General features: G+C 40.2%; 13 protein-coding genes. 7 read left to right on the top strand and 6 right to left on the bottom strand.

The window, feature by feature from the left end:
* The first annotated feature begins 83 nt into the window (after positions 1 to 83).
* The 7 genes from BQ5338_RS13920 (at position 84) to BQ5338_RS13895 (ending at position 9,339) form a co-directional block, all read left to right on the top strand.
* Positions 84 to 1,886, top strand: coding sequence for an AMP-dependent synthetase/ligase (locus BQ5338_RS13920; RefSeq protein WP_071147413.1), 1,803 nt, complete (start codon positions 84 to 86; stop codon positions 1,884 to 1,886).
* 93 nt (positions 1,887 to 1,979) lie between these two features.
* Positions 1,980 to 3,099 (top strand): peptide chain release factor 2 gene (gene prfB / locus BQ5338_RS13915; protein WP_139265258.1). Its coding sequence is split into 2 segments (ribosomal slippage): positions 1,980 to 2,042 and positions 2,044 to 3,099, totalling 1,119 coding nucleotides; the frame shifts between segments, so codons are not numbered across the junction.
* Between the two features lie 153 nt (positions 3,100 to 3,252).
* Positions 3,253 to 3,384, top strand: coding sequence for a hypothetical protein (locus BQ5338_RS17135; RefSeq protein WP_262483088.1), 132 nt, complete (start codon positions 3,253 to 3,255; stop codon positions 3,382 to 3,384).
* 91 nt (positions 3,385 to 3,475) lie between these two features.
* Entirely contained in the window at positions 3,476 to 4,795 is a 1,320-nt protein-coding gene (locus tag BQ5338_RS13910; protein ID WP_071147411.1) for an OprO/OprP family phosphate-selective porin, read from the top strand.
* A gap of 45 nt (positions 4,796 to 4,840) precedes the next feature.
* Positions 4,841 to 5,308, top strand: a complete 468-nt coding sequence (locus BQ5338_RS13905) for a CYTH domain-containing protein (protein WP_071147410.1) — start codon at positions 4,841 to 4,843, stop codon at positions 5,306 to 5,308.
* 78 nt (positions 5,309 to 5,386) lie between these two features.
* The gene (locus tag BQ5338_RS13900; RefSeq protein WP_071147409.1) at positions 5,387 to 6,682 is read left to right on the top strand and encodes an MgtC/SapB family protein; all 1,296 of its coding nucleotides are present in this window, start codon (positions 5,387 to 5,389) and stop codon (positions 6,680 to 6,682) included.
* A gap of 182 nt (positions 6,683 to 6,864) precedes the next feature.
* Positions 6,865 to 9,339, top strand: a complete 2,475-nt coding sequence (locus tag BQ5338_RS13895) for a TonB-dependent receptor (protein ID WP_071147408.1) — start codon at positions 6,865 to 6,867, stop codon at positions 9,337 to 9,339.
* Positions 9,340 to 9,778: 439 nt separating this feature from the next.
* Here BQ5338_RS13895 and BQ5338_RS13890 read toward each other — a convergent pair whose 3' ends face one another.
* The 6 genes from BQ5338_RS13890 to BQ5338_RS13865 all read right to left on the bottom strand — a co-directional run bounded on the left by BQ5338_RS13890 (position 9,779) and on the right by BQ5338_RS13865 (position 22,067).
* Positions 9,779 to 10,534 (bottom strand): SGNH/GDSL hydrolase family protein, encoded by a 756-nt coding sequence (locus BQ5338_RS13890; protein ID WP_071147407.1) that lies wholly within the window; start codon positions 10,532 to 10,534, stop codon positions 9,779 to 9,781.
* Positions 10,535 to 10,568: 34 nt separating this feature from the next.
* A complete protein-coding gene (locus BQ5338_RS13885) occupies positions 10,569 to 11,900 on the bottom strand; it encodes a glucoamylase family protein (protein ID WP_071147893.1) in 1,332 nt (443 codons plus the stop codon).
* A gap of 13 nt (positions 11,901 to 11,913) precedes the next feature.
* Complete coding sequence (bglX, locus tag BQ5338_RS13880; protein ID WP_071147406.1) at positions 11,914 to 14,208, bottom strand: beta-glucosidase BglX; 2,295 nt, start codon at positions 14,206 to 14,208, stop codon at positions 11,914 to 11,916.
* Between the two features lie 148 nt (positions 14,209 to 14,356).
* Positions 14,357 to 15,886 (bottom strand): RagB/SusD family nutrient uptake outer membrane protein, encoded by a 1,530-nt coding sequence (locus BQ5338_RS13875; protein ID WP_071147405.1) that lies wholly within the window; start codon positions 15,884 to 15,886, stop codon positions 14,357 to 14,359.
* A gap of 12 nt (positions 15,887 to 15,898) precedes the next feature.
* On the bottom strand, positions 15,899 to 18,943 hold the full coding sequence (locus BQ5338_RS13870) for a SusC/RagA family TonB-linked outer membrane protein (protein ID WP_071147404.1): 3,045 nt from the start codon (positions 18,941 to 18,943) through the stop codon (positions 15,899 to 15,901).
* Positions 18,944 to 19,235: 292 nt separating this feature from the next.
* Complete coding sequence (locus tag BQ5338_RS13865) at positions 19,236 to 22,067, bottom strand: helix-turn-helix and ligand-binding sensor domain-containing protein (RefSeq protein ID WP_071147892.1); 2,832 nt, start codon at positions 22,065 to 22,067, stop codon at positions 19,236 to 19,238.
* Positions 22,068 to 22,072 lie beyond the last annotated feature (5 nt).

The following is a 22,072-nucleotide window of genomic DNA, read 5'->3' as shown; positions in this document are numbered from 1 at the left end:
CCATCTTTAAATAAATCTCTTGAGGCTACTGATAATTTCAAATTAAACGGTACCTTTGCAGGCAAATACTAACAATAAAAGATATGACTTATCATCATTTATCTGTCTTAGTTCATCGCCAGGCCGAAAAATATGGCGAAAAAGTAGCCTTAAAATATCGTGACTACGAAAAGGCTCAATGGATTCCGGTTACATGGATTCAGTTTTCTGACACAGTAACGAAAGGAGCTGATGCGTTGGCTGCTCTTGGTGTAGAGGAGGAGGAGAATATCGGTATTTTCTCTCAAAACAAACCAGAATGTCTTTATGTAGACTTTTCTGCATTTGCTAATAGAGCCGTAACTGTTCCACTTTATGCAACAAGTTCTCCTGCTCAAGCTCAATACATCATTGATGATGCTCAAATCCGCTTCCTTTTTGTGGGCGAACAGTTGCAATATGATGCGGCGTTTAGCATTTTCGGATTTTGTCCTTCTCTTCAGAAAATCATCATTTTCGATCGTTCTGTGATAAAGGATGCTCGTGATACTACTTCTCTTTATTTTGATGATTTTATTAAATTGGGCATTACCCTGACAAATCCCGACATTGTGATAGAACGTACTTCGCGTGCTAGTGAAAATGATTTGGCTAATATTCTTTATACATCAGGTACAACAGGTGAACCTAAGGGAGTGATGTTACATCATTCTTGCTATTTGGAAATCTTTCACACGCATGATGTTCGGCTGAAGACAATGACCGATGAGGATGTCTCAATGAATTTTCTTCCACTTACTCACGTCTTTGAAAAAGCATGGAGCTACCTTTGTGTTAGCAAAGGCGTTCAGATCTGTATCAATCTTCGTCCGGCTGATATTCAGACGACGATTAAAGAAATTCGCCCTACACTCATGTGTAGTGTTCCTCGTTTTTGGGAGAAGGTATATGCAGGCGTTCAAGAGAAGATTGCAGAAACAACCGGGCTGAAAAAATCATTAATGCTTGATGCCATAAAGGTGGGTAAAATACACAATGTTGACTATCTGCGTAAAGGAAAAACGCCTCCTTTGATGATTCAGTTGAAGTATAAATTTTATGAGAAGACAATCTATTCGTTGCTTAAGAAAACTATTGGGATAGAGAATGGGAACTTCTTTCCAACAGCCGGTGCTGCTATCTCTGATGAAATCTGTGAATTTGTGCATTCAGTGGGCATTGACATGCTAACTGGCTATGGTCTTACGGAATCAACAGCTACTGTATCGTGTACTTGGAAGACTGGCTATGAAATTGGTTCGGTAGGAGAAGTAATGCCTGGATTAGAGGTGAAGATAGGTGAGAATAATGAAATTCTGCTTCGTGGTAAAACGATTACCAAAGGATATTATAAAAAAAGTGAGGCTACAGCGGCAGCTATTGATAAAGAAGGTTGGTTTCATACGGGAGATGCCGGATATTTTAAAGATGGACAACTTTATCTGACCGAAAGGATAAAAGACTTGTTTAAAACGTCAAATGGGAAATACATTGCTCCACAAGCGCTGGAAACAAAACTTGTTGTAGATCGTTTCATTGATCAAATAGCAGTTGTTGCCGATCAACGTAAGTTTGTATCTGCCCTTATCGTTCCGGTTTACAGCTTTGTAGAAGAGTATGCCAAAGAGAAAGGACTTGAATATAAGACTATGGATGAGTTGTTGCAACACCCTAAAATACAGGGGCTGTTTAAAGCACGCATCGATACATTGCAACAACAATTCGCTCATTACGAACAAATTAAGCGTTTTACCTTGTTGCCCGAAGCTTTCAGCATGGAGCGTGGTGAGCTTACCAATACGCTTAAACTGAAACGAGCGATGGTTGCTCAGAACTACAAAGAACTGATTGATAAAATGTACGAATAATAGAGGAAGGCTGTCTTAATGCAAAGGCAGCCTTTTCTTTCATATCAGAAAATTTACCTATCTTTGCGTACAAATTAAAATCAAACTATTTATATGATTACTATTGAACAACTTAAAGACGTGAAAGAGCGCACTGATGCGTTGAGGAGGTACCTTTGACGTCGACGGAAAGAAAATTCAGGTTGAAGAAGAGCAATTAAGAACTCAGGCACCCGGTTTCTGGGATGATCAGAAAAAGGCTGAGGCGCAAATGAAACTAGTAAAAGGATTGCAGAAGTGGATTGACGGATACAATGAAGTCAAAACAATGAGCGATGAACTTGAACTGGCTTTCGACTTTTACAAAGAGGAACTTGTCACTGAAGAAGAAGTGGATGAAGGCTACGCTAAATCTATGGCTGCTTTGGAGAACTTGGAGTTAAAGAATATGCTTCGTGAAGAAGGCGACCAGATGGGCTGCGTGCTTAAGATCAATTCGGGAGCCGGTGGAACAGAAAGCCAAGATTGGTCGTCTATGTTGATGCGTATGTATCTTCGTTGGGCAGAAGAAAATTCTTATAAAATAACGATCTCTAATATTCAAGATGGGGATGAAGCTGGTATTAAAACATGCACCATCCAGATAGAAGGTGATTATGCTTATGGTTATCTTAAAGGAGAGAATGGTGTGCATCGTTTGGTGCGTGTTTCTCCTTTCAATGCACAAGGCAAACGAATGACTTCTTTTGCATCTGTGTTTGTTTCTCCATTGGCTGATGATACCATCGAGGTGCAAATTAATCCTGCAGATATTTCTTGGGATCTATTTCGTTCAGGTGGTGCAGGTGGACAGAATGTTAATAAGGTAGAGACGGGTGTCCGCATACGTTATAAGTACAAAGATCCTGATACCGGTGAGGAAGAAGAAATCCTCATTGAAAATACAGAGACTCGTTCACAGTTGGATAACCGTGAGAATGCGATGCGTTTGCTTCGTTCTCAACTCTATGATAGAGAACTGCAAAAGCGGCTGGCTGCTCAGCGTAAAATAGAGGCTGGTAAGAAAAAAATAGAATGGGGATCGCAAATACGAAGTTATGTTTTTGATGATCGTCGCGTAAAAGACCATCGTACTAACTTCCAGACTTCAGACGTGAATGGAGTAATGGACGGAAAGATAGATGGTTTCATTAAAGCATATCTTATGGAGTTTTCCTCTGAAGAAGAAAACTAATGTAATAAAGTTCCCGACAATCGCTAAGATATGTCGGGAACTTTATTTTCTTGTTATATTGTTTGTATGCTATTATTTTATTTGTACTTTTGATTTCACCTAATAGAAAACAGGTGAAATCTTTGTATCGTTAAACATAATACTTATATTACTATGAACAAGAATCGTAAAGTAACACACACTAAGAAAGAGGAGCAACAAGCTAATCGTGTGCTAAAGATTATATCTGTGGTACTTGTGGCTTTGGCTTTAGCCATGCTAATTGGCTTCTCTCTTCTTGATTAATTTTTGTTGATGGGTTTTATGTTGATAAGGTTTATCTTGTAGAGTAATCTTATGGACCTTGTCAACATATAAATCTTTTGTATTTAAATAAATGAAGAAACAATTATTCGCTTTTTCTGCACTTTGCTTTTTAGCTTCGCATACTGCTGTGTATGCTATTGACCCACAGTCTTCTGTTTCCAATTCTAATGCTAAAAAACTTATTATTAGCTCTGTAGATGATAAATTTAAACTGTCTTTTAATGGGCGAATTCAAGCCGATGGGGCAATGTTCTTTGGGGAAGATTATCAGCCGTTGGGCAATGGAGTAGGCTTTCGCCGAGTTCGTCTTGGAGCTACGGCAGTGTTTGGTGATAATCTATCGGGAATGATGGAATTAGACTTTACTGATGGAGGCTTTTCGATAAAAGATTGTTTTATAAAGTATGATTTGACTAAAGAATTAAGCTTTAAAGGAGGAAATGTAAAAGAGGCATTCTCTATGGATGCTTTAACCTCTTCCGGAGATTTCTTGTTTATGGAAGAAGCGAATGTAACTTCGACTTTTGCACCCGAATATCATATTGGGCTACAAGCTAGTTGGCAGAAAAACCATTTCCTGGGAAGTGCCGGTGTGCATTTTAAAAAGATTAATGGCACAAAAGAGAAAGACTATTCAGATGCTAACAATAAAGCCGGGCAAGACGAAGGTATCTCTTACACAGGGCGTGCTGTGTGGATGCCTCTATCGGGCTCTAAAGATGGAGGATTCCATTTAGGAGCAGCAGCTTCTTATCGGACTCCCAAAACGACAGTTGGGGCTTTGATGCCTAACACTGTAAGGTATAATACGACTTCTCTATCTTATATTAATAAGATTAAGTTTCTGGACACAGCCCCAATCACTAAGGTTAACCACGATTTATTGCTTGGGACGGAGCTTGCCGCGTTTTATAGAGGCTTCCGTATGCAAGGAGAATATATTTTGAACAAAACCTATCGTAATGAGGGGTTGGCTACTGAGAGTTTTAATGGCTTTTATGTTCAGGCTGCATACCTTTTGTTTGGTGGGCACCAAAAATACAATGCATCGCGTGGAGCCTTCGTTCAACCTTCCGCAGGTCAGAACTGGGGAGATATGGAATTAGCTGCTCGTTTTGACCGGATTGACTTAAATGGTACGGATGTAAAGGGAGGAGCAGCGAATGGTTGGACATTTGGATTGAACTATTACGCAACACACCATTTTAAAATTCAATTGAACTATTCTTATGTAGATCATGATAAATATGCGAACGCCTTTGGATCTGCAGCTGTGGGATATAAAGAAAATGGCGAAATAGCATATATCGGTAGTGAAGTGGATGAGACCCAAGGTAAAGGTGGCAATGCGTATGGCATTCTTGGTGTTAGGTTGCAGCTAAGCTTTTAAATTAGTGATAGGGTAGAAGGCAACGCGCTTTTTTATTAGAAGGATATGGCACAAGAAATAGAACGTAAGTTTCTCGTTATTGGTGAGTTCAAATCTCTGGCATTTGATCAAAGCCGCATTATTCAAGGGTATATAAGTAGTACCCGTGGGCGTACTGTTCGAGTGCGTATTCGTGATGATAAAGGATATCTTACTATTAAAGGAACGTCCAATGCTTCTGGCACAAGCCGTTATGAATGGGAGAAAGAAATTCCGATTGTCGAAGCCAAGGAATTGATGAAGCTTTGTGAACCGGGTACCATTGACAAGACGAGATACTTGATTGAATACGTTGGACATGTGTTTGAAGTAGACGAATTTTATGGAGAGAATGAAGGACTTGTCGTGGCAGAGGTTGAACTTACTACCGAAGATGAAGCGTTTGAGAAACCAACTTTCATTGGTCGGGAAGTTACTGGTGACGTTCGCTACTATAATTCTCAACTAATGAAAAACCCTTATACATCCTGGTAACTGCGTTGACTGGGTAGCCTTTGGCAAACATTATACAACGAACAAATGTTATCTTCTATATAAGAACAATAATTCAATATGGAGAATATCTATAATTACCTTCCCAAAGAATTGGTCACCTTCATATTGGTAACTTTGTTTTCTTTGTTGATTGGCCTTTCTCAAAGAAAGATCAGCCTGAAGAGGGAAGGAGAAACTACACTGTTCGGTACTGATCGAACATTTACTTTCATTGGTATATTGGGCTATCTACTTTATATTCTTGATCCTTTGGAGATGCGTCTCTTTATGGGAGGCGGTTTGGTATTGGGTGGACTACTAGGGCTCAACTACTATGTGAAGCAGTCTCAGTTTCATGTCTTTGGAGTCACGACTATCATTATTGCACTTATTACTTATTGCATTGCACCGATTGTAGCTACCCAACCTTCTTGGTTTTATGTTATGGTAGTGGTAACGGTACTACTCCTCACCGAATTGAAACATACCTTTACCGAAATCGCTCAGCGGATGCAGAGTGATGAAATGATCACGTTAGCTAAGTTCCTTGCCATCAGTGGCATTATCCTTCCTATGCTTCCAAATGAGAATATTATTCCGGGTGTGAGTCTCACTCCTTATTCTATCTGGTTGGCTACAGTTGTTGTTTCAGGTATTTCTTATTTATCTTATCTGCTGAAGCAATATGTTTTCCGTCAGTCTGGAGTTCTGGTTTCAGGGATTATTGGGGGACTTTATAGTAGTACCGCTACTATCTCTGTGTTGGCGCGTAAGAGTAAACATGCTCCTGTTCATGAGATGGCCGAATATGCTTCTGCTATGCTTCTTGCTGTAAGTATGATGTTCCTGCGTTTCTTGATCCTTATTTTTATTTTTAGCCAAGATATTTTTTCGCTCGTGTATCCTTATTTGCTTGTGATGTCATTTACTGCTGCAATCGTTGCTTGGTTTATATATTCGAGAGAGAAACGCTCCGAAAAGGCGGGGGTGATGGATGAGGAAGAAGAGAGTAGCAATCCATTGGAGTTTAAGGTTGCTCTTATCTTTGCCATATTATTTGTCGTCTTCACGCTCTTAACCCATTATACGTTGATCTATGCAGGAACGGGCGGCTTGAATTTGCTTTCATTTGTATCAGGTCTTAGTGACATTACTCCTTTTATCTTAAATTTGTTTCAAGGCACGGGTGGGGTGGCTGTGCTGGTAATAGCTGCCTGTAGCATGCAAGCGATTATTAGTAATATTGTTGTGAACATGTGTTATGCTATTTTCTTTTCCGGGCGAAGAAAAGAGTTACTCTCATTCATTCTTGGCGGATTTGGTGCTGTGATTGCAATGAATGTTGTTCTGCTTTTGTTCTTCTATTTCATTTAGTTCCCGCTTTAATCTTCTACTAGCTGGGTTCTTACTAGTAAATAATATTAATTAGCATATATTTCATCTTTCTTAACTACGATTACATCGTAGATATAGGTAATCATTTTACTTTTGTTGTTGATTTGCAATGGATAAGGTTTTCTGTTGCTTAAGAATAGACAAACTAATGCTAAGATAAAATGAAAAACAAAAACCGACTACTACTGTTGATGCTTATTGTATCTTCTATTGCTTATTCACAAACACCTGCTCCATTGTCTTATACGATAAAAGGAGTGCTCATTGATTCACTTACTCAAGAAGCGGAACCCTATGCTACTATCAAGATAGTGAAAAAGGAGGCACCTGACAAGGCTGTAAAAATGGCGATAACAGACATAAACGGAAAATTTAAAGAGAAACTAGCAGATGTTGGTATTTACCAGATTACAATTACGTCTACAGGCAAGAAAGCTATTATTAAAGAATTCACATTAAAAGCCGATGAGAAGATTTTTGATTTCGGAACACTATATACTTCCGAAGTAACGAATGAGCTGAAGGGCATAGAAGTGATTGCGCAAAAACCACTTGTGAAAGTTGACATTGATAAGATAGAATATAATATTCAGGATGATCCTGATTCGAAGACCAACTCGGTGTTAGAAATGCTACGGAAAGTACCTCTGGTGACGGTGGATGGCGAGGATAATATAAAGGTAAACGGGAGTAGCAGTTTTAAGGTGCATGTGAACGGGAAGCCTAACAATATGATGAGTAACAACCCGAAAGAGGTGCTAAAGAGTATGCCGGCAAATTCAATTAAATATATCGAAGTAATAACCAATCCCGGAGCAAAGTATGATGCCGAAGGAGTCGGTGGGATTTTGAATATTGTTACCGTAGGTACTGGCTTTGAAGGTTATACGGTCACAATGAGTGGAAATGTGTCTAATACAGGTGCGGGTGGAAGTGTTTATGGTACAGTGAAGAAGAACAAACTCACAGTGACAGGTAATTATAGCTATAGTATGAATGATTATCCCGCAAGCTATTCGAATACGCAGCGTGATAATTATTCAGCAGAAACTAAGCTCAACTCAAGTAGTAAGAATTCAAATGACGGCTCTTTCCAAAATGGAAATCTTGAAGCTAGTTATGAGATAGATACGCTCCGGCTGATTACTCTTTCATTTGGAATGTATGGTGGTGGGAATGATGGAACAGGTGGCGGACTGACCGAATTAACGGGTGCTACAAACAATGCAATTTATGATTATACCATGAATAGCAAGTATGATAATTCGTGGTATTCTATTCGTGGCAACATCGATTATCAGCGTTTGTTTAAGGTAAAAGATCGCATGCTTACGTTCTCTTATAAGATCAACACGCAACCCCAAACGTCTGATTCCCGTTCTCGCTATACCAAAGATAATATTCCTGATGAATACTTGCAACTATTAAATCTACACGATCAACGTATGGATGGTAAGACGAATACTACGGAACATACTTTTCAAATAGATTATACCACACCTGTGGGCAAGTTACACACCATTGAATCCGGAGCGAAATACATTATTCGTAATAACACGAGTGACAATAAGTTCTATTTGGCCGATAGCGGTAGTGATGAATATTCTTATAACGAAAGCAGAAGTAGTAACTATGAACATCTCAATAATATTCTTGCAGCTTATGCAGGATATGCCCTCAAATACAAAAACTTTTCGGCAAAAGCGGGAGTGAGATATGAACACACGCTACAAGATGTGAATTATTTGCTGGGTACCGGAGAAGACTTTAAGGTGAACTTTGATGATGTAGTACCGTCGGCTAGTGTAGGGTTGAAGATCGGTCAGACGCAGAATATTCGTGCCGGATATAATATGCGTATATGGAGGCCCAGTATCTATTTTCTGAACCCTTATGTAGACAAAAGTAATCCTACAAGTATTAGTTATGGTAATTCGGAACTGGAGAGCGAGAAGAGTCATGCGCTCAATCTGAGTTATAGTAGCTTCACTGCCAAATTTAATTTGAATGTGACGCTGAGGCACTCCTTTACTAATAATAGCATTGAAAGTTATAGTTTCTTAGATAATAATGGCATTCTGAACACTACGTATAAAAACATTGGGAAAAGCAAGAGTTCAGGAATAAGCTTATACGCTAACTGGAATGCTTCTTCTATGACCCGGATTTATATGAATGCCAGCGGAGGATATAGTGACTACCGCAGTCCGGCTCAGGGATTAAAGAATTATGGTTGGGACGGCTATGCTTATGGTGGTGTTCAGCAGACCTTTCCTCTAGACATACGTGTCAGTCTCAATTTGATGGGTGCAACTCCTTATACGACGTTGCAAGGGAGCGGTAGCGGCTTTTATGATTATGGACTGAGCGTCAATAAGTCTTTTCTTGATAAACGGCTTACTGTAAGCGCTTTTGCTAATAATTTCTTGAAGAAATACGTCTCCAACACTTCTCGTATAGAGAGTGAATCATTTCTGCAGAAGAGTGAATCCAGATATTCACGGCAGCGTCTTGGAGTCAGTGTGAGCTATCGCATTGGTGAGTTGAAGGCAAGCGTGAAGAAGGCGGCTCGAAGCATCAATAACGATGATGTGAAAGGTGGAGAAGGCGGCGGAGAAGGAGGCACTACAAAATAAGTTAAAAGGCTTTTTCTTTTTTGCCTGAAAGCTTGACTTTCGTTGTTGAAAGTTGTATTTTTGTAAGTGTAATCATAAAGTATATTCAATTTATAGTGCATAAAAAGAGGGAAGTTATTGCTTCCCTCTTTTTATGTATGTACTGGGCTATTTTAGTCAACTGAACGTCACTTTTGCCCCAACTGAACCGTTCACTTTGCTCAAAAGACGGTTGCACTTTGCCCGAAAGACGGTTGCACTTGACTAAGATGCCTATATGTTATCGAAATATCTCCTTATGAAAAAAAGTTTTCTCTTAATGTTATCCTGAAAACTTCTTTTCCCTTCTCAACTATACCTTCTACCGTTAATAATTTGTAAACTTGCTCTTGACAAGAATGAGCTCATTTCACTCATTTTTACTAAAATGCTTAGTACGCCTTGCCGCTTTTTGCAAAGGCTATAAGGCTGATTCCTGGATGCTTTTGATAAGCCTCGGCTTTAAAATAGCCGTCCATAAGTCATATCCCTTTTGATTCATGTGAAGACTATCTTCTTTGAAGATGTTCTTACGTAGAACTCCCTTTTCATCATACATACATGAGGAAACATCTATATAGTTCACTCCTGAAGTTTGTGACGCATATTCTTGGAGCAATAGATTAATGACTTTTTGTTTAGCTAACATCTGTATCCTTGCATAGGAGGGCTTGAATGAAAGCATGTAAATGGGAACTGATGGATAATCTCTTTGCAAGCGAGCTATAAATACGCGAATAAAATCGTATGTATCTCCTATACTAAGGTCTTCTAATGAGCCATTCAAATCATTTTCCACATAGAGAACAATGACGCGAGGATGGAATCCACGAGCAATAATGTCATAATAGTAAAGCATGTCGCGAATTGCTGCACCTCCATACGAACGGCGGATGATCTTAAGCGGAGCCATGTCATTATAAATGTTATCCCACCTATTAATCGAAGAACTTCCTAGAAAGAGGACATCGCATGATGTGTCTTGTAGCTTCTTATTGGCTTCTTGATGTTCATCAAGCTCTTTCTGATAACGAGTGATCCACCTTAATGCATCAACATGTGTCAGGGGAAGATATTCTTTTAAGAAAACTGAATCTTGTGCGTGTTGAGCAAATGTTTGTTGTGTAAAGTAAGGGGTGCAGAATAATAATAGTAGTATGATCGTTTTTCTTTTCATTTTTAATATTGAGTAATATTTAGTGTGTTCGTTTTTACTCATTGAAGCCTAGTTTCTTGAGTCCTTGTTGTACGTCTGGATGGCTCATAAAGAGCTTCCACAGCAGGCCTGAACGATAATTTTCGATCATTACGGCTATCGGTCCCTGATCTATGGCCAGATAACGTTTTGGGTACCAATTAGCTGTTTCGCTGAAAGCATCATAGAAGCCATACTTTCCATAAACCTTATCGCCCATACCATAAAGATGACGCATAACCTTTAATGAGTACTCCGGTGTATAAACGATAGAGGAAAGAGCAGCAGTAGGAGAGATCACTCCTAGGTCACTTGTCTCATTCGGTGCATGTGCGGCATATCCATCTACCGAATAGCTTGCTGTTAATCCCCAGCAATCATCACCATATCCTTTGTAATCTTTGGGATTACGGATACAATAGGCTCGGTTTACGAGCGTAAGATTCTTCATCTCATCAAAATAGGAAGCATATTTATCTTTCAGATTAGTCGGATTTAATCCTAAGAAAGAATAATGTGCCCAAAATAACGGGCTTGTGCCAGTACCTTGATAGTGCAATTGTAGCGGGATACCTTCTACCTCATGCGGTGATACAATGGCTCCACTTTCAGCCCAACCTTCATGGTAGACTTCGGCCGGTACTCCGTGTGTGGGCGATGAAGCGGCAAGCACATACATGATAAGACATTCATTGTATCCTCGTACGGGGAAATTCATCTCCCATGCATAATCGGGGCTCCAGTGCCAGTAGAGGACATTCTTTCCATTGCGATACCAATCCCATTCCACTGCCTGCCAAATGTTGTCTATTCGTGCCGCTAGGGCTTTCTCTTCTTCGCTTCCGTTGAGATAATATTGGCGTACAGCCAATAAGCCTTGTATTAAAAAGGCTGTTTCAACTAAGTCACCACCATCATCTTTTTGTCCGAAAGGTTTCACCTTCCCCGTTTCTCCATTCCACCAATGCGGAAAAGCTCCATGAAAACGGTCGGCTTTCTCTAAAAAGCCGACTATTTTATTCATCCTTTCCAATCCTTCTTGGCGAGTTACATATCCACGGTCAATACCAGCCAATATGGCCATGACGCCAAAACCGCTTCCACCTGTGGTTACGATGTTCTTGTCATTTTCCGGATACACTCCGTCTACATGATAGCGTTCACGAGCCATCCCACTGGTGGGCTCGGCTCCATCCCAGAAATAATTGAATGTACTACGTTGCACACTGTCCATCAATGCCTCGTCAGATAGTTCGGCCTTAGTATTGTCGTCGGCTTTACTTCCTCCTTTGCAAGCTGTTGCAGCAAATACGATAAACAGAAGTATGAATTGTTTGAATAGGTTCATGTCTTTATCTTGTTTATGGGTTAAGAGTAAAATGTGCTGTTTCCACATCACGACTATTGCCTCCAATCATCACATCAAAATCTCCCGGCTCACACACAAACTGCAAGTCTTCATTGTAGAACTTAAGTAGCTCGGGTGTAATTTTGAAGGAAACCTCTTTTGACTCTCCTGCTTTCAGAGTTATTTTATTGAATCCTTTAAGTTCTTTTACCGGGCGAGTGATGCTACCTACCAAGTCGCGTAGATAAAGTTGCACAACTTCGCTGCCTTCTCTGTTACCTGTGTTGGTTACGGTTACACTGGCCGTTAATTCTCCATTGCTATTCATTGTAGCCGAACTCAGTGAAACATTACTGTATTTGAAAGTGGTGTAGCTTAGTCCGTAACCGAAAGGATAAAGCGGATCGTTGCTTACATCCAGATAATTGCTACGGAATTTCTCGAACCAGTGACCTTCACTTAGTGGACGGCCAGTATTCTTATGACTGTAATACAAAGGAAGCTGACCTACATTTTGAGGGAAAGTCATTGTTAGCTTTCCGCTAGGGTTTGCATCACCAAACAGAACATCACTGATAGCATAAGCAGCTTCGCTACCTCCGAACCATACGTTGAGTATAGCCGGAACATGTTCATTTTCCCATGTTAACACCACTGGCCGGCCCGTAAAGAGTACTAATACCACAGGTTTACCTGTTTTTAATAATTCCTTCAATAATGTGCGTTGAACGTCGGGCATATCGAGATTGCTTCGGCTGCTACTTTCGCCGCTCATCTCTGATGATTCGCCTAAAGCTGCAATGATAACATCCGCGTTAGCCGATACTTTGAGAGCCTCATCCAGTAACTCTTTGCTTGTGCGGTTGTCTCTGTTCAGACTGCGCCCGAAGGTTGTTGCACGCTCCTCGTACGCAGCATCCTCCATCAGGTTACTTCCTTTTGCATACACCACGTTTGCTTTTTTGCCTAGTACCTCTTGCAGGCCCTCAACCAATGAAGCCGATTTATCCAGTCTGGCTGCCACACTCCAAGTACCTGGCATATTTGAGCGAGTATTCGCTAAAGGTCCTACAACCGCAATCGTTCCCTGCTTGCGAAGAGGTAACGTATTTTTTTCGTTCTTGAGCAGAACAAAACTTTCGGCGGCTATTTTTCGAGCAATAGCGCGGTGCTCAGGAGTATAAATCTCTTTTGCTGGTCGCTTCACATCGCAATACTTATATGGATCATCAAATAGTCCGAGTTTGTACTTGGCCTCTAAGATACGGCGGCAAGCAGTGTTGACTGTTTCCTCGGAAACCTTACCTTCCTGAATCGATTTCTTTATTGTACCAATGAAGCCATCACTGACCATATCCATGTCCGTACCCGCATTGAGTGCCCTTGCAGAAACGGTTTGTAAATCACCAATGCCGTGGTTAACCATTTCAGAGATTCCTGTAAAGTCACTTACTACAAAACCATTGAAACCCCATTGATTGCGAAGCAGCTCCGTAAGTAACCACTTATTGGCTGTTGCCGGAACTCCATTTATTTCGTTAAAAGAGACCATTACACTTCCTGCACCAGCTTCAATGGCCGCTTTGTAAGGAAGTAAATATTCATTGTACATACGGTTTCGACTCATATCCACCGTATTATAATCACGTCCCGCTTCGGCTGCTCCGTAAAGAGCAAAGTGCTTTACGCAAGCCATGATTTCATTCTTGTTTGCCATGCTGTTTCCCTGATATCCTTTTACCATGGCTTTGGCTATCTCGCCACCTAGGAATGGATCTTCCCCACTACCTTCAGAAGCACGTCCCCAGCGGGCATCTCTGCTTATGTCCACCATTGGACTGAATGTCCAACTAATGCCATCGGCGCTTGCCTCGGTCGCTGCAATGCGAGCCGATTGCTGAATGGCTGCCATGTTCCATGTGCAAGCTAGACCTAATGGAATAGGGAATACTGTTTCATAACCATGAACAACGTCCATGCCGAAGAGCAACGGAATACCAAGTCGGCTTTCTTTAACAGCTAATTTTTGTACATCTTTAATCTTTTCTACCCCTTTGAGATTGAATAATCCCCCTACCTGTCCTGTACGAATCTTTTGTGCAACATCACTACTCTTAGCCTGCCCTGTGGTAATTTCACCACTTACCGGAAGATTGAGCTGTCCAATCTTCTCTTCCAACGTCATCTTTTTCATCAGATTGTCGATGAAGCGGTTCATGTCTTGTGGTGCTTTTTGAGCTTGTAGTGTCATCGTAGCAATTACCATCAAAAAAACGAAAACTATACTTCTATTTGAAAACTTTTTCATAACGGGTTCTTTAATTATGATTTATCTTATCTGCTCGCCTATACTAATCTTTTTGGAAGATCATTCACATAGATAAATAAATATCGGAGATGAAGACAATTGTTAGAGGGACGCAGGATCATGCCAAGAGCCCCTCTAACGATGTTAGTTAGTTAGCATATTCAGGATTTTGAACTAATACTCCTTTAGATTTATCAACCTCTGTTTGAGGGAGAGGTAAGTATTTGTTCTTGTCCTGATAATTTGTTTTACCGGCGGCGTGAAGCACGTCGGCTGCAATGCCCCAACGTACCAAATCATAGAAGCGGTCAGGCTCCAGTCCTAATTCTACACGACGCTCGTGGCGAATAGCATTACGGAGCTCATTCTGATCTGTAGTGGTTACTTTGGGTAAGATATCGGCATTCCCACTCCGAGCACGGAATCGGACCATCTCTAAGTCAATCAATGCTTCGGAAGGACGTCCTAGTTCATTGGATGCTTCTGCTGCCATGAGTACAACATCAGCATATCGGATTAGGCGAATATTTACCCAATAACCAGCGTTGCTGAATGTAGCACGTTGGGCCGGATCAGTATATGCTTTTTTGTTGAAATAAGCACCGTCTGCAGATGATACCGGTGACTCTCCGTAAGGTTTGTTGGTATTCGCTTCGGTAATAGGATCGGCCTCCGATTTTCTGAAATATAGAAGAGTGGCATCCTTTCTGGGATCGCCTGCCTCAAAGGCCTTGCCCATTTCTGTAGTAGCCATGTGCCAGCCCCATCCAAGATTCCATCGACCCGATCCACGAACACCTTGTACTTCACTGAACTGACTACCGATACTTGAGCTGTTTGGGAGAGATGCTGTAGCGAGGCATTGAAGTTCAAATACTGATTCGCTGCTATTTTCTCCTTCGTCGGTGAAGATTTTGTCGTATGGAGTATTCAAATCATACAATCCTGAGTTCATCACATCTGTAGCTGCTGCGTGCATGTTTGTCCAATCACTACGCATCATGTAGGCCCGGGCATGAAGTGCACGTGCTGCTCCCCATGTCAATCGTCCTTTGTATTCAGCTGGCCATTCTCTTGGCAGTCGTCTTTCCGCTTCTGCAAGATCAGCGTCAATCTGTTTATAGATTTCAGAAATGCTTGTCTTTGGGATATTAGCTTGTGAAGTCTCTGTGATGTTGAAGGTGATTAAAGGAACTTCACCGAAAGCCCTTACCAAATTGAAGTAAGCATAAGCACGGAAGAATGAGACTTCTCCTTTGTTGATATTTGTATTTAGTGTGTCGGATAATTCAACGGTTTCAATTGTATGTAGTACCGAATTACATTGGTGGATAATGGTATAATTTTGGTTCCAATAAGCACCTAACACTCCATTGCTGGCTGTATAGGCAAAATCGTCAAACATTGCCGCTTGGTCAGCCCCATCAGAGGCACTACTTCCTTTCTCAGAGTCTTCTGAGCGAAAGTTGTGAATGGCAAAAGCAGGAATGCCTGCAGTAATATTATAACTACGCATCATGCTATAAACGCTGAATACTCGTCCCTGTAAACTACCGCCGGGAGCATCGTCTGCTGTGGTCTGCCCTAGCGGACTACGATCTAGAAAATCGCTGCATCCTGTAAAGGTAAGTACTAAAGAGGTTGCTATTATTGATAGAATATATTTACTTCGTTTCATGGTTCTATTTATTTAGAAAGTTAGATTTACGCCAAATGTGTAAACTGCAGGCATTGGATAACTACCGCCATCTACGCCAAATGCTGTAGCAGAACCTCCCAATTCAGGAGTGTATCCGGTATTGTTTTTCCAAGTCTTTAAATTTTGTGCATTCACATAAAGTTTTAGTGCTTGTAAGTGAATCTTTTGGAGTAACTCTTTGTCAAAGCTATAGGCTAACTGTATGTTTCTGATTCTGAAGAAACTGCCGTCTTCAACATAATAATCAGAATTCAGATTATTGATCGTGTGCTTTGTATTAAGAAGGGGCTCGCTGTTTGAGGTCCCTTCTCCGTGCCAACGATTTGTGCGAGCAGACATATAATTGAATTGAGACCAATTGTAATTATCCCATGTGCGGTAAATTTCATTTCCGTATTGCCCCATCATGTCCATACTTAAATCGAAGTTTTTGTATGATACTCCCAGCGAAAGGCCATAAGTAAAGTCTGGAGTAGGATTACCAATCATGGTACGGTCTGCTGTTGTTATCTGTTTATCACCATCGACATCTACAAACTTTAAATCTCCCGGTGTAACAGTTGCTAATGTGTTTTTTGGTGAATTTGCTATATCACTAGCCGATTGATAAACGCCATCAACTTTATAACCGTAAAAGTATCCAATAGGGTACCCACCCATTGTATAACTTTGGCTTTTATCTCCATCGATAATAGAGGCACCCTCTTGGTAAAGACTAACCACTTTGTTTTTTATCGTAGCTAGGTTCCCACTGATGTTGTATCCCCAATCCCCAATTTGATCTCTCCAGCTAATAGCCATCTCCACACCTTTATTCTCAATCTCTCCTAGGTTGCGAATACCTGGTATCGTTCCTGAAATGCCTGGCACTTTGGCTAACAAATCCTTGGTATTTTTCTTGTAATATACACCTTCGAAATGCAGACGATTATGAAGCATATTGGCTTCAAACCCAGCTTCCCATGCTTCTACTTTTTCCCATCTCAGTTTTGCGTCAGGTGTGTATTCTGGACTATAACCGGGGTAAGTGATTGGAGTAACTCCGAATGAGGCAGAGGAGGTATTTAGGTATAAGGGTTCTGCCGGATACGCTTTATCCATACTTTGATTACCTAGTGTTCCCCATGAACCTTTTATTTTTAGCATGTCGAAGAAGTGTTGCTCTTTCATGAAGTTCTCTTCAGACATGAGCCAACCGCCTCCTACAGAGTAGAAATTTTGCCATTGTTGTCCTGTATATGAGAATGCGGAAGAACCATCGCGACGAAACGAACCGTTGAAAAGGTATTTCCCTTTATAATTGTAGATTACACGTGCTAGTGCCGACATGGTAGAACGTTCCCATTGGTTGCTCCCGTTTGTTGCTGTTCCGGCATCTCCAATGCTTAAGTACCATTTGTCTGGATTGTTGGCTATTGTAAGAGTTCCCTCTTTGCGTGAACCTTCTATTTTGCCTAATTCATTATAATAAGTGGTAAATCCTGCCATGGCAGTTAAATTATGTTCGCCGAAACTATTAGCATAAGTTAGCAAATAATCACTTTGTACCTTTACTTCATTTTGCTTGAATTGGCTAACTTCCGTTTTTTTACTTCCTAGGGTTTCGATTTTACCTGCAACACTTGCATCGTATACTCGCAAAAGTGGGATATAGGTACGGCTGCTGTTAGAAGCATAATCGACAGAATACATCGTTTTGAAGGTAAAATGTTTCAAGAAGTTTAATTCAGCGTAAATATTACCTGCACCACGATAGTTCTCAGCTCGGGTGGTATTGGCTTTTAAGTTGACATCGACCATTGGGTTATCAATCTGTCCCTTTTGAAAATCAGGAAGTGAGGCGTACAGTTGATATTCGTCGTTGAAAACCGGAGCTACGGGAGTAGAACGTATAGCATTAATCACATTTTTGGCATCGGTAGGTAAGATCCGTGCTCCATTAAATTGGAACCCGACTTTCAGATACTCTTTTACTTTATAATCATTGCTTACATTGATGGTGAGCTTACTGAACTTCTCGTGTAGTATGTTTCCTTGTTCAGTGGTGTAACCTACACCCATGTAGAAACTATGTTTGTTCGAAGCACCGGTAATGCTAATGTTATTGTTTGTCATAAACCCCGTTTGGAAGATTTCATCTTGCCAATTGGTATCAGCATTCCAATTACTGAAATCGAACAAAGGATTACCCTGATTGCCTAGCTGCTCGTTATATAATTCTTTAAACTCAGCGGCATTTGCCATATCTATTTTATCCACAACCTTCTTCCATCCGAAAGAACTGTTGATGTTAACCAATGTCTGTCCGTCCTTGGCTCTTTTAGTAGTTACAATGATTACACCATTGGCTCCTCGTACACCGAAAATAGCTAATGAAGAAGGGTCTTTCAATATTTCCATAGATTCAATGTCCGATGGATTGAGAAAGTTGATATTATCATTGAACAATCCATCAACAATGTAGAGTGGTGTATAACCATTCATCGAGTTTGTTCCGCGGATACGTATCTCAGGGTCAGCTCCTGCACGACCTGAGTTTACGACCTGTACACCGGCAATCTTTCCTTGCAAAGAAGATAGTGGATTAGTGCTCGGTTTATTGGCTATTTCTTCTCCTTTGATATTGGTAATGGATCCCGTAAGGTCTCTTTTTCTTGCACTACCGTAACCAATTACGACTGTTTCAGTTAAAACAGTAACATCATCTTTCAGTGTTACGTTGATGGTAGTTTGTGTCCCAACTTGGATCACTTGTTTGGCCATTCCTACATACGAGAACTCAATTGTTGCATTAGGCGATACCGAGAGAGAGTATTGACCGTCTAAGTCAGTTATTACTCCGTTCGAAGTACCTTTTACAAGTACAGAAACACCAATGAGAGGTTCGTTATGTTGATCGACCACTTTACCTTTTACGGTTCTGTTCTGAGCGAGTATTGGCATGGATGTCAATAGCATACAAATCAGGAAAGTCAGACTTCTTAGCCAAGATAAGGCATTCTTCTTTTGAAGATGTTTAAGAGGGTTGTTCTTCATTACATTTAAGTTTTAACGTTTTTCTTTTGTTCTTCGGCTTCTCTTTAAAGTTTTCTCTCAGTAAATATGCTATTTTAAACACGGGCCCTTGTGTTAATGTGCATACTAACTAAAAAAATCTTTCACATAGAAAGCTTAATTGAACATTGGCAAATGTATATCAGAGAAACAAAGAAGTAGTAACAATGACATTCACCACGAATACACAACCTCTCTATTTAACATTTAATCGAATACACTTTTCCCTCTCAAAATAGTGTATTTATCTGTGTATCAATGAAGTAAGATTGTATTATTCTATTTCTAGAAAGTATTCATTCAGGTTTTGGGTAGGGTTTAGATTGAGCTTTTTTCGAAGGCGATATCGATTATTCTCTATTGCTCGTACGGACAAGTTCATTAGAGAAGCAATATCCTTGGTCTCCAAATTTAATTTTAGACAGGCACAGAGTCGGAGATCGTTGTTTGTCAACTCAGGATGCATCGATTTCAAATGTTTAAAGAATCCGTTGTGCTTCTGTTCGAATTTGATAAGGAACATCTTCCAATCCTCTTCTGTATCCATATTACTCAATAAGGAGTTCATCTTTTGATAAAGTGGCACGAGTGATTTATGTATATTCTTTCCACAATAATCATCTACCAGATCTTTCAGCTTCAAAATTAATTCATTCTTCTGAATAATGAAGGAGGTTTGGGTAAATAACTCGGCATTCTTCTCGTCTATTTCGTTAAGAAGTTTTTCGTTCATTATTCTTAAGTGACTGGCTTCTCGGGCTCTAATTTTTTGCAAATGGATGTTGCGGTATCTCCGTAAAATAAGGGCCCATGTGAGATATAATATTGAAACAATGATAGCAATATAAAGCAAATAAGCCCAAATTGTTTGATACCAAGGTGGCAACACAGTGAAGTTGAAAGACGTAGTATTTGAGTAATTGCCCAAACCGTCGGTTACCCTTATCTTAAAAATGTAATCGCCTTTTAGTAAGCGGGCATACGATACACTATTTACTCTTTGAGGTTTGCTCCATGTTGTTTCAACGCCCTCACCTTGCAATTGGTATTCTACATAAAGATTGTAGGCAAAAGCATTGCTTACGGAAAAGTTAATGGTGACGTTGTTGTATATGTAGGGAATTCTATTTTCTTGGTTTAAATCGACAAATCTCGTTTTTCCTTCAATGTTGTTTATGTGTATTGACTCTAGGTATGGAGCCGAAAGAATTTCTGGTGTTTTAGCTTTCTTAGAAGCATTATGGAGTATAAATCCTGCATCTAGGCAGATCAATGATAGCGTATCATTAAGAACTGAGATGTTTTCATAGGCATTGATGAGTGAAAGGTTATCTGCTTCTATGTTGTATGACTCTGTTATTCGGGCTATATAGCCGTCATAAAAGAATTTATAGATGGATGATCCGGTGATGGCCCAACTTTCTTCATTGCCGATTTGAACGATTTTCTTGAGATTGCTAACTGATTTAAAGCAGTCGTTCAAATGGCTGTCTGCTAGGAGTTTGTCCCCATTTTCACTATAAGTCCAAAACCTGTCGTCTCCTAAGAAAAGAATACGTCCTCCGGCTTTAAACAGGTGTATCTTGATCGGAAGAGTTTTGTTTTTCTCATGCCCGTAGTATGAGTAATAACGAAAAGCATTTTGCTCGTCATTCAGTCGGCATTTATATACGCCATGACTAACAGTTTCGAGCCAGATATTATCTAAGTAATCTGTTTCCACATTGATAATTGGGTCAGTGATTTGCTTCATCTCCAGAGATTTCCCCGTTGCTACATTAATAATCAGCAAATTGTTATAACTTACTGCTAGCACTATTTTTTTCCCTTTTATCGTTGTTTCGATAGCTTTGAATACTCCTGTATTTATAGGGTATGGGGTGGAAACACTCAAATTTTGGTGGATTTCTTTTAATCCGTTGTTGTGTGCACAGAAGAGTCTACCATCTATTTCAGAGAAAGACCATACCTGACCTTGTGTCTCTTTTATCAGTTTCAGTGAAGAAAAGATATTTTGATTGTCTAGTTGACTTACAGGCGCATAATATACACCTTGATTGGTTCCGACAAACAGGTTCTTCTGCCACAGTGTTGCGGCATAAACAGCTCCGGCATCGCGATCGGTTGCTTTATAGTAGCTTAATTCTTTAGTGTATCGTATATACGCAATTCCTCTATCCATTGCTACCCAGATATTATTCTGATTGTCTTCGTAAAGCGATAAGATGGTGTTGTTGTGAAGCGAATTGGTCGTTGAAAAGTGATTGACCACCTCTCCTGAGGCCGTAATCTCATAAACACCGTTTAGTTGTGTACCTAGAAAATAAGTGTTTCGTTTGTTGCAATAGATTCCACAGTTCAGCTCCTCTCCCTGAAGTAATGAACTTAGTTCTTTGTTCCAGATAGAGAATTCTGTCCCGTCGTACACATAAATGTTGCCGGATGAAGTTCCTACAAGATATTGATCTTTACCATATGGTAGAATCACTCTTACGGTTGTGTTCTTAAATATTTCACTGCCGGAGACCTTCGTTAGTTTATCGTTTATTATTTGGTGCAGAGGCCCATATGTTTCTTGCACCCAGTAGTTATCTCTTACTTTCAGCAAGAATATATAGCCTTTTGCGGGAGCAATGGGCTTTAATGTTCGATAATCATATACATAGATGTTGCTAAAGGATTGAAAGTAAACTTTATCTTTCGCAATCCAAACTTTCCAGAAATTCTCATTTTCGAACTTGTGTTCTTTTAATAATCCTTTCAGAGAAGTGTATTTTAATGAACCGGATATATCTCTGTCCCATCGGCCAAGTTCCTCAAATCCTCCGGTGAATACCGTTTGATGAGAAGCCACAGCAATAGCTCTGATTATCGGAGAGTTTGGTATTTGGTACAGATTCCAACTCATGCCGTCTGACTCTAGCAATCCAATGTCATTGCCAAAATACATGATTCCTCTCTCATCTTCTCCGATAGACCAATTCTTATTGGCGGCATTGTAAGTCCCTTTATCGATGTTGATGATGTGCGGCTTGGTGGAAGCGAAAGCATTTAGTTGCATCAAAAGCGTTACAGCAATGGTAACTATACCTTTCGGGAAATTCATTGGGC

It is taken from the genome of Bacteroides ihuae (assembly GCF_900104585.1).
GTDB classification, from domain to species: Bacteria; Bacteroidota; Bacteroidia; order Bacteroidales; family Bacteroidaceae; genus Bacteroides; species Bacteroides ihuae.
The sequence above is the reverse complement of the archived record's forward strand: the minus strand, read 5'-3'. Positions and strand labels throughout refer to the sequence as shown.

What these genes read in the sequence shown, in the direction of transcription:
- BQ5338_RS13890 (WP_071147407.1), bottom strand. Translation starts at nt 10,534, where the DNA reads ATGAAAAGAAAAACGATCATACTACTATTATTATTCTGCACCCCTTAC.
- BQ5338_RS13905 (WP_071147410.1), top strand. Translation starts at nt 4,841, where the DNA reads ATGGCACAAGAAATAGAACGTAAGTTTCTCGTTATTGGTGAGTTCAAA.
- BQ5338_RS13895 (WP_071147408.1), top strand. Translation starts at nt 6,865, where the DNA reads ATGAAAAACAAAAACCGACTACTACTGTTGATGCTTATTGTATCTTCT.
- BQ5338_RS13910 (WP_071147411.1), top strand. Translation starts at nt 3,476, where the DNA reads ATGAAGAAACAATTATTCGCTTTTTCTGCACTTTGCTTTTTAGCTTCG.
- BQ5338_RS13885 (WP_071147893.1), bottom strand. Translation starts at nt 11,900, where the DNA reads ATGAACCTATTCAAACAATTCATACTTCTGTTTATCGTATTTGCTGCA.
- BQ5338_RS13875 (WP_071147405.1), bottom strand. Translation starts at nt 15,886, where the DNA reads ATGAAACGAAGTAAATATATTCTATCAATAATAGCAACCTCTTTAGTA.
- BQ5338_RS13865 (WP_071147892.1), bottom strand. Translation starts at nt 22,067, where the DNA reads ATGAATTTCCCGAAAGGTATAGTTACCATTGCTGTAACGCTTTTGATG.
- bglX (WP_071147406.1), bottom strand. Translation starts at nt 14,208, where the DNA reads ATGAAAAAGTTTTCAAATAGAAGTATAGTTTTCGTTTTTTTGATGGTA.
- BQ5338_RS13900 (WP_071147409.1), top strand. Translation starts at nt 5,387, where the DNA reads ATGGAGAATATCTATAATTACCTTCCCAAAGAATTGGTCACCTTCATA.
- BQ5338_RS13920 (WP_071147413.1), top strand. Translation starts at nt 84, where the DNA reads ATGACTTATCATCATTTATCTGTCTTAGTTCATCGCCAGGCCGAAAAA.
- BQ5338_RS13870 (WP_071147404.1), bottom strand. Translation starts at nt 18,943, where the DNA reads ATGAAGAACAACCCTCTTAAACATCTTCAAAAGAAGAATGCCTTATCT.
- BQ5338_RS17135 (WP_262483088.1), top strand. Translation starts at nt 3,253, where the DNA reads ATGAACAAGAATCGTAAAGTAACACACACTAAGAAAGAGGAGCAACAA.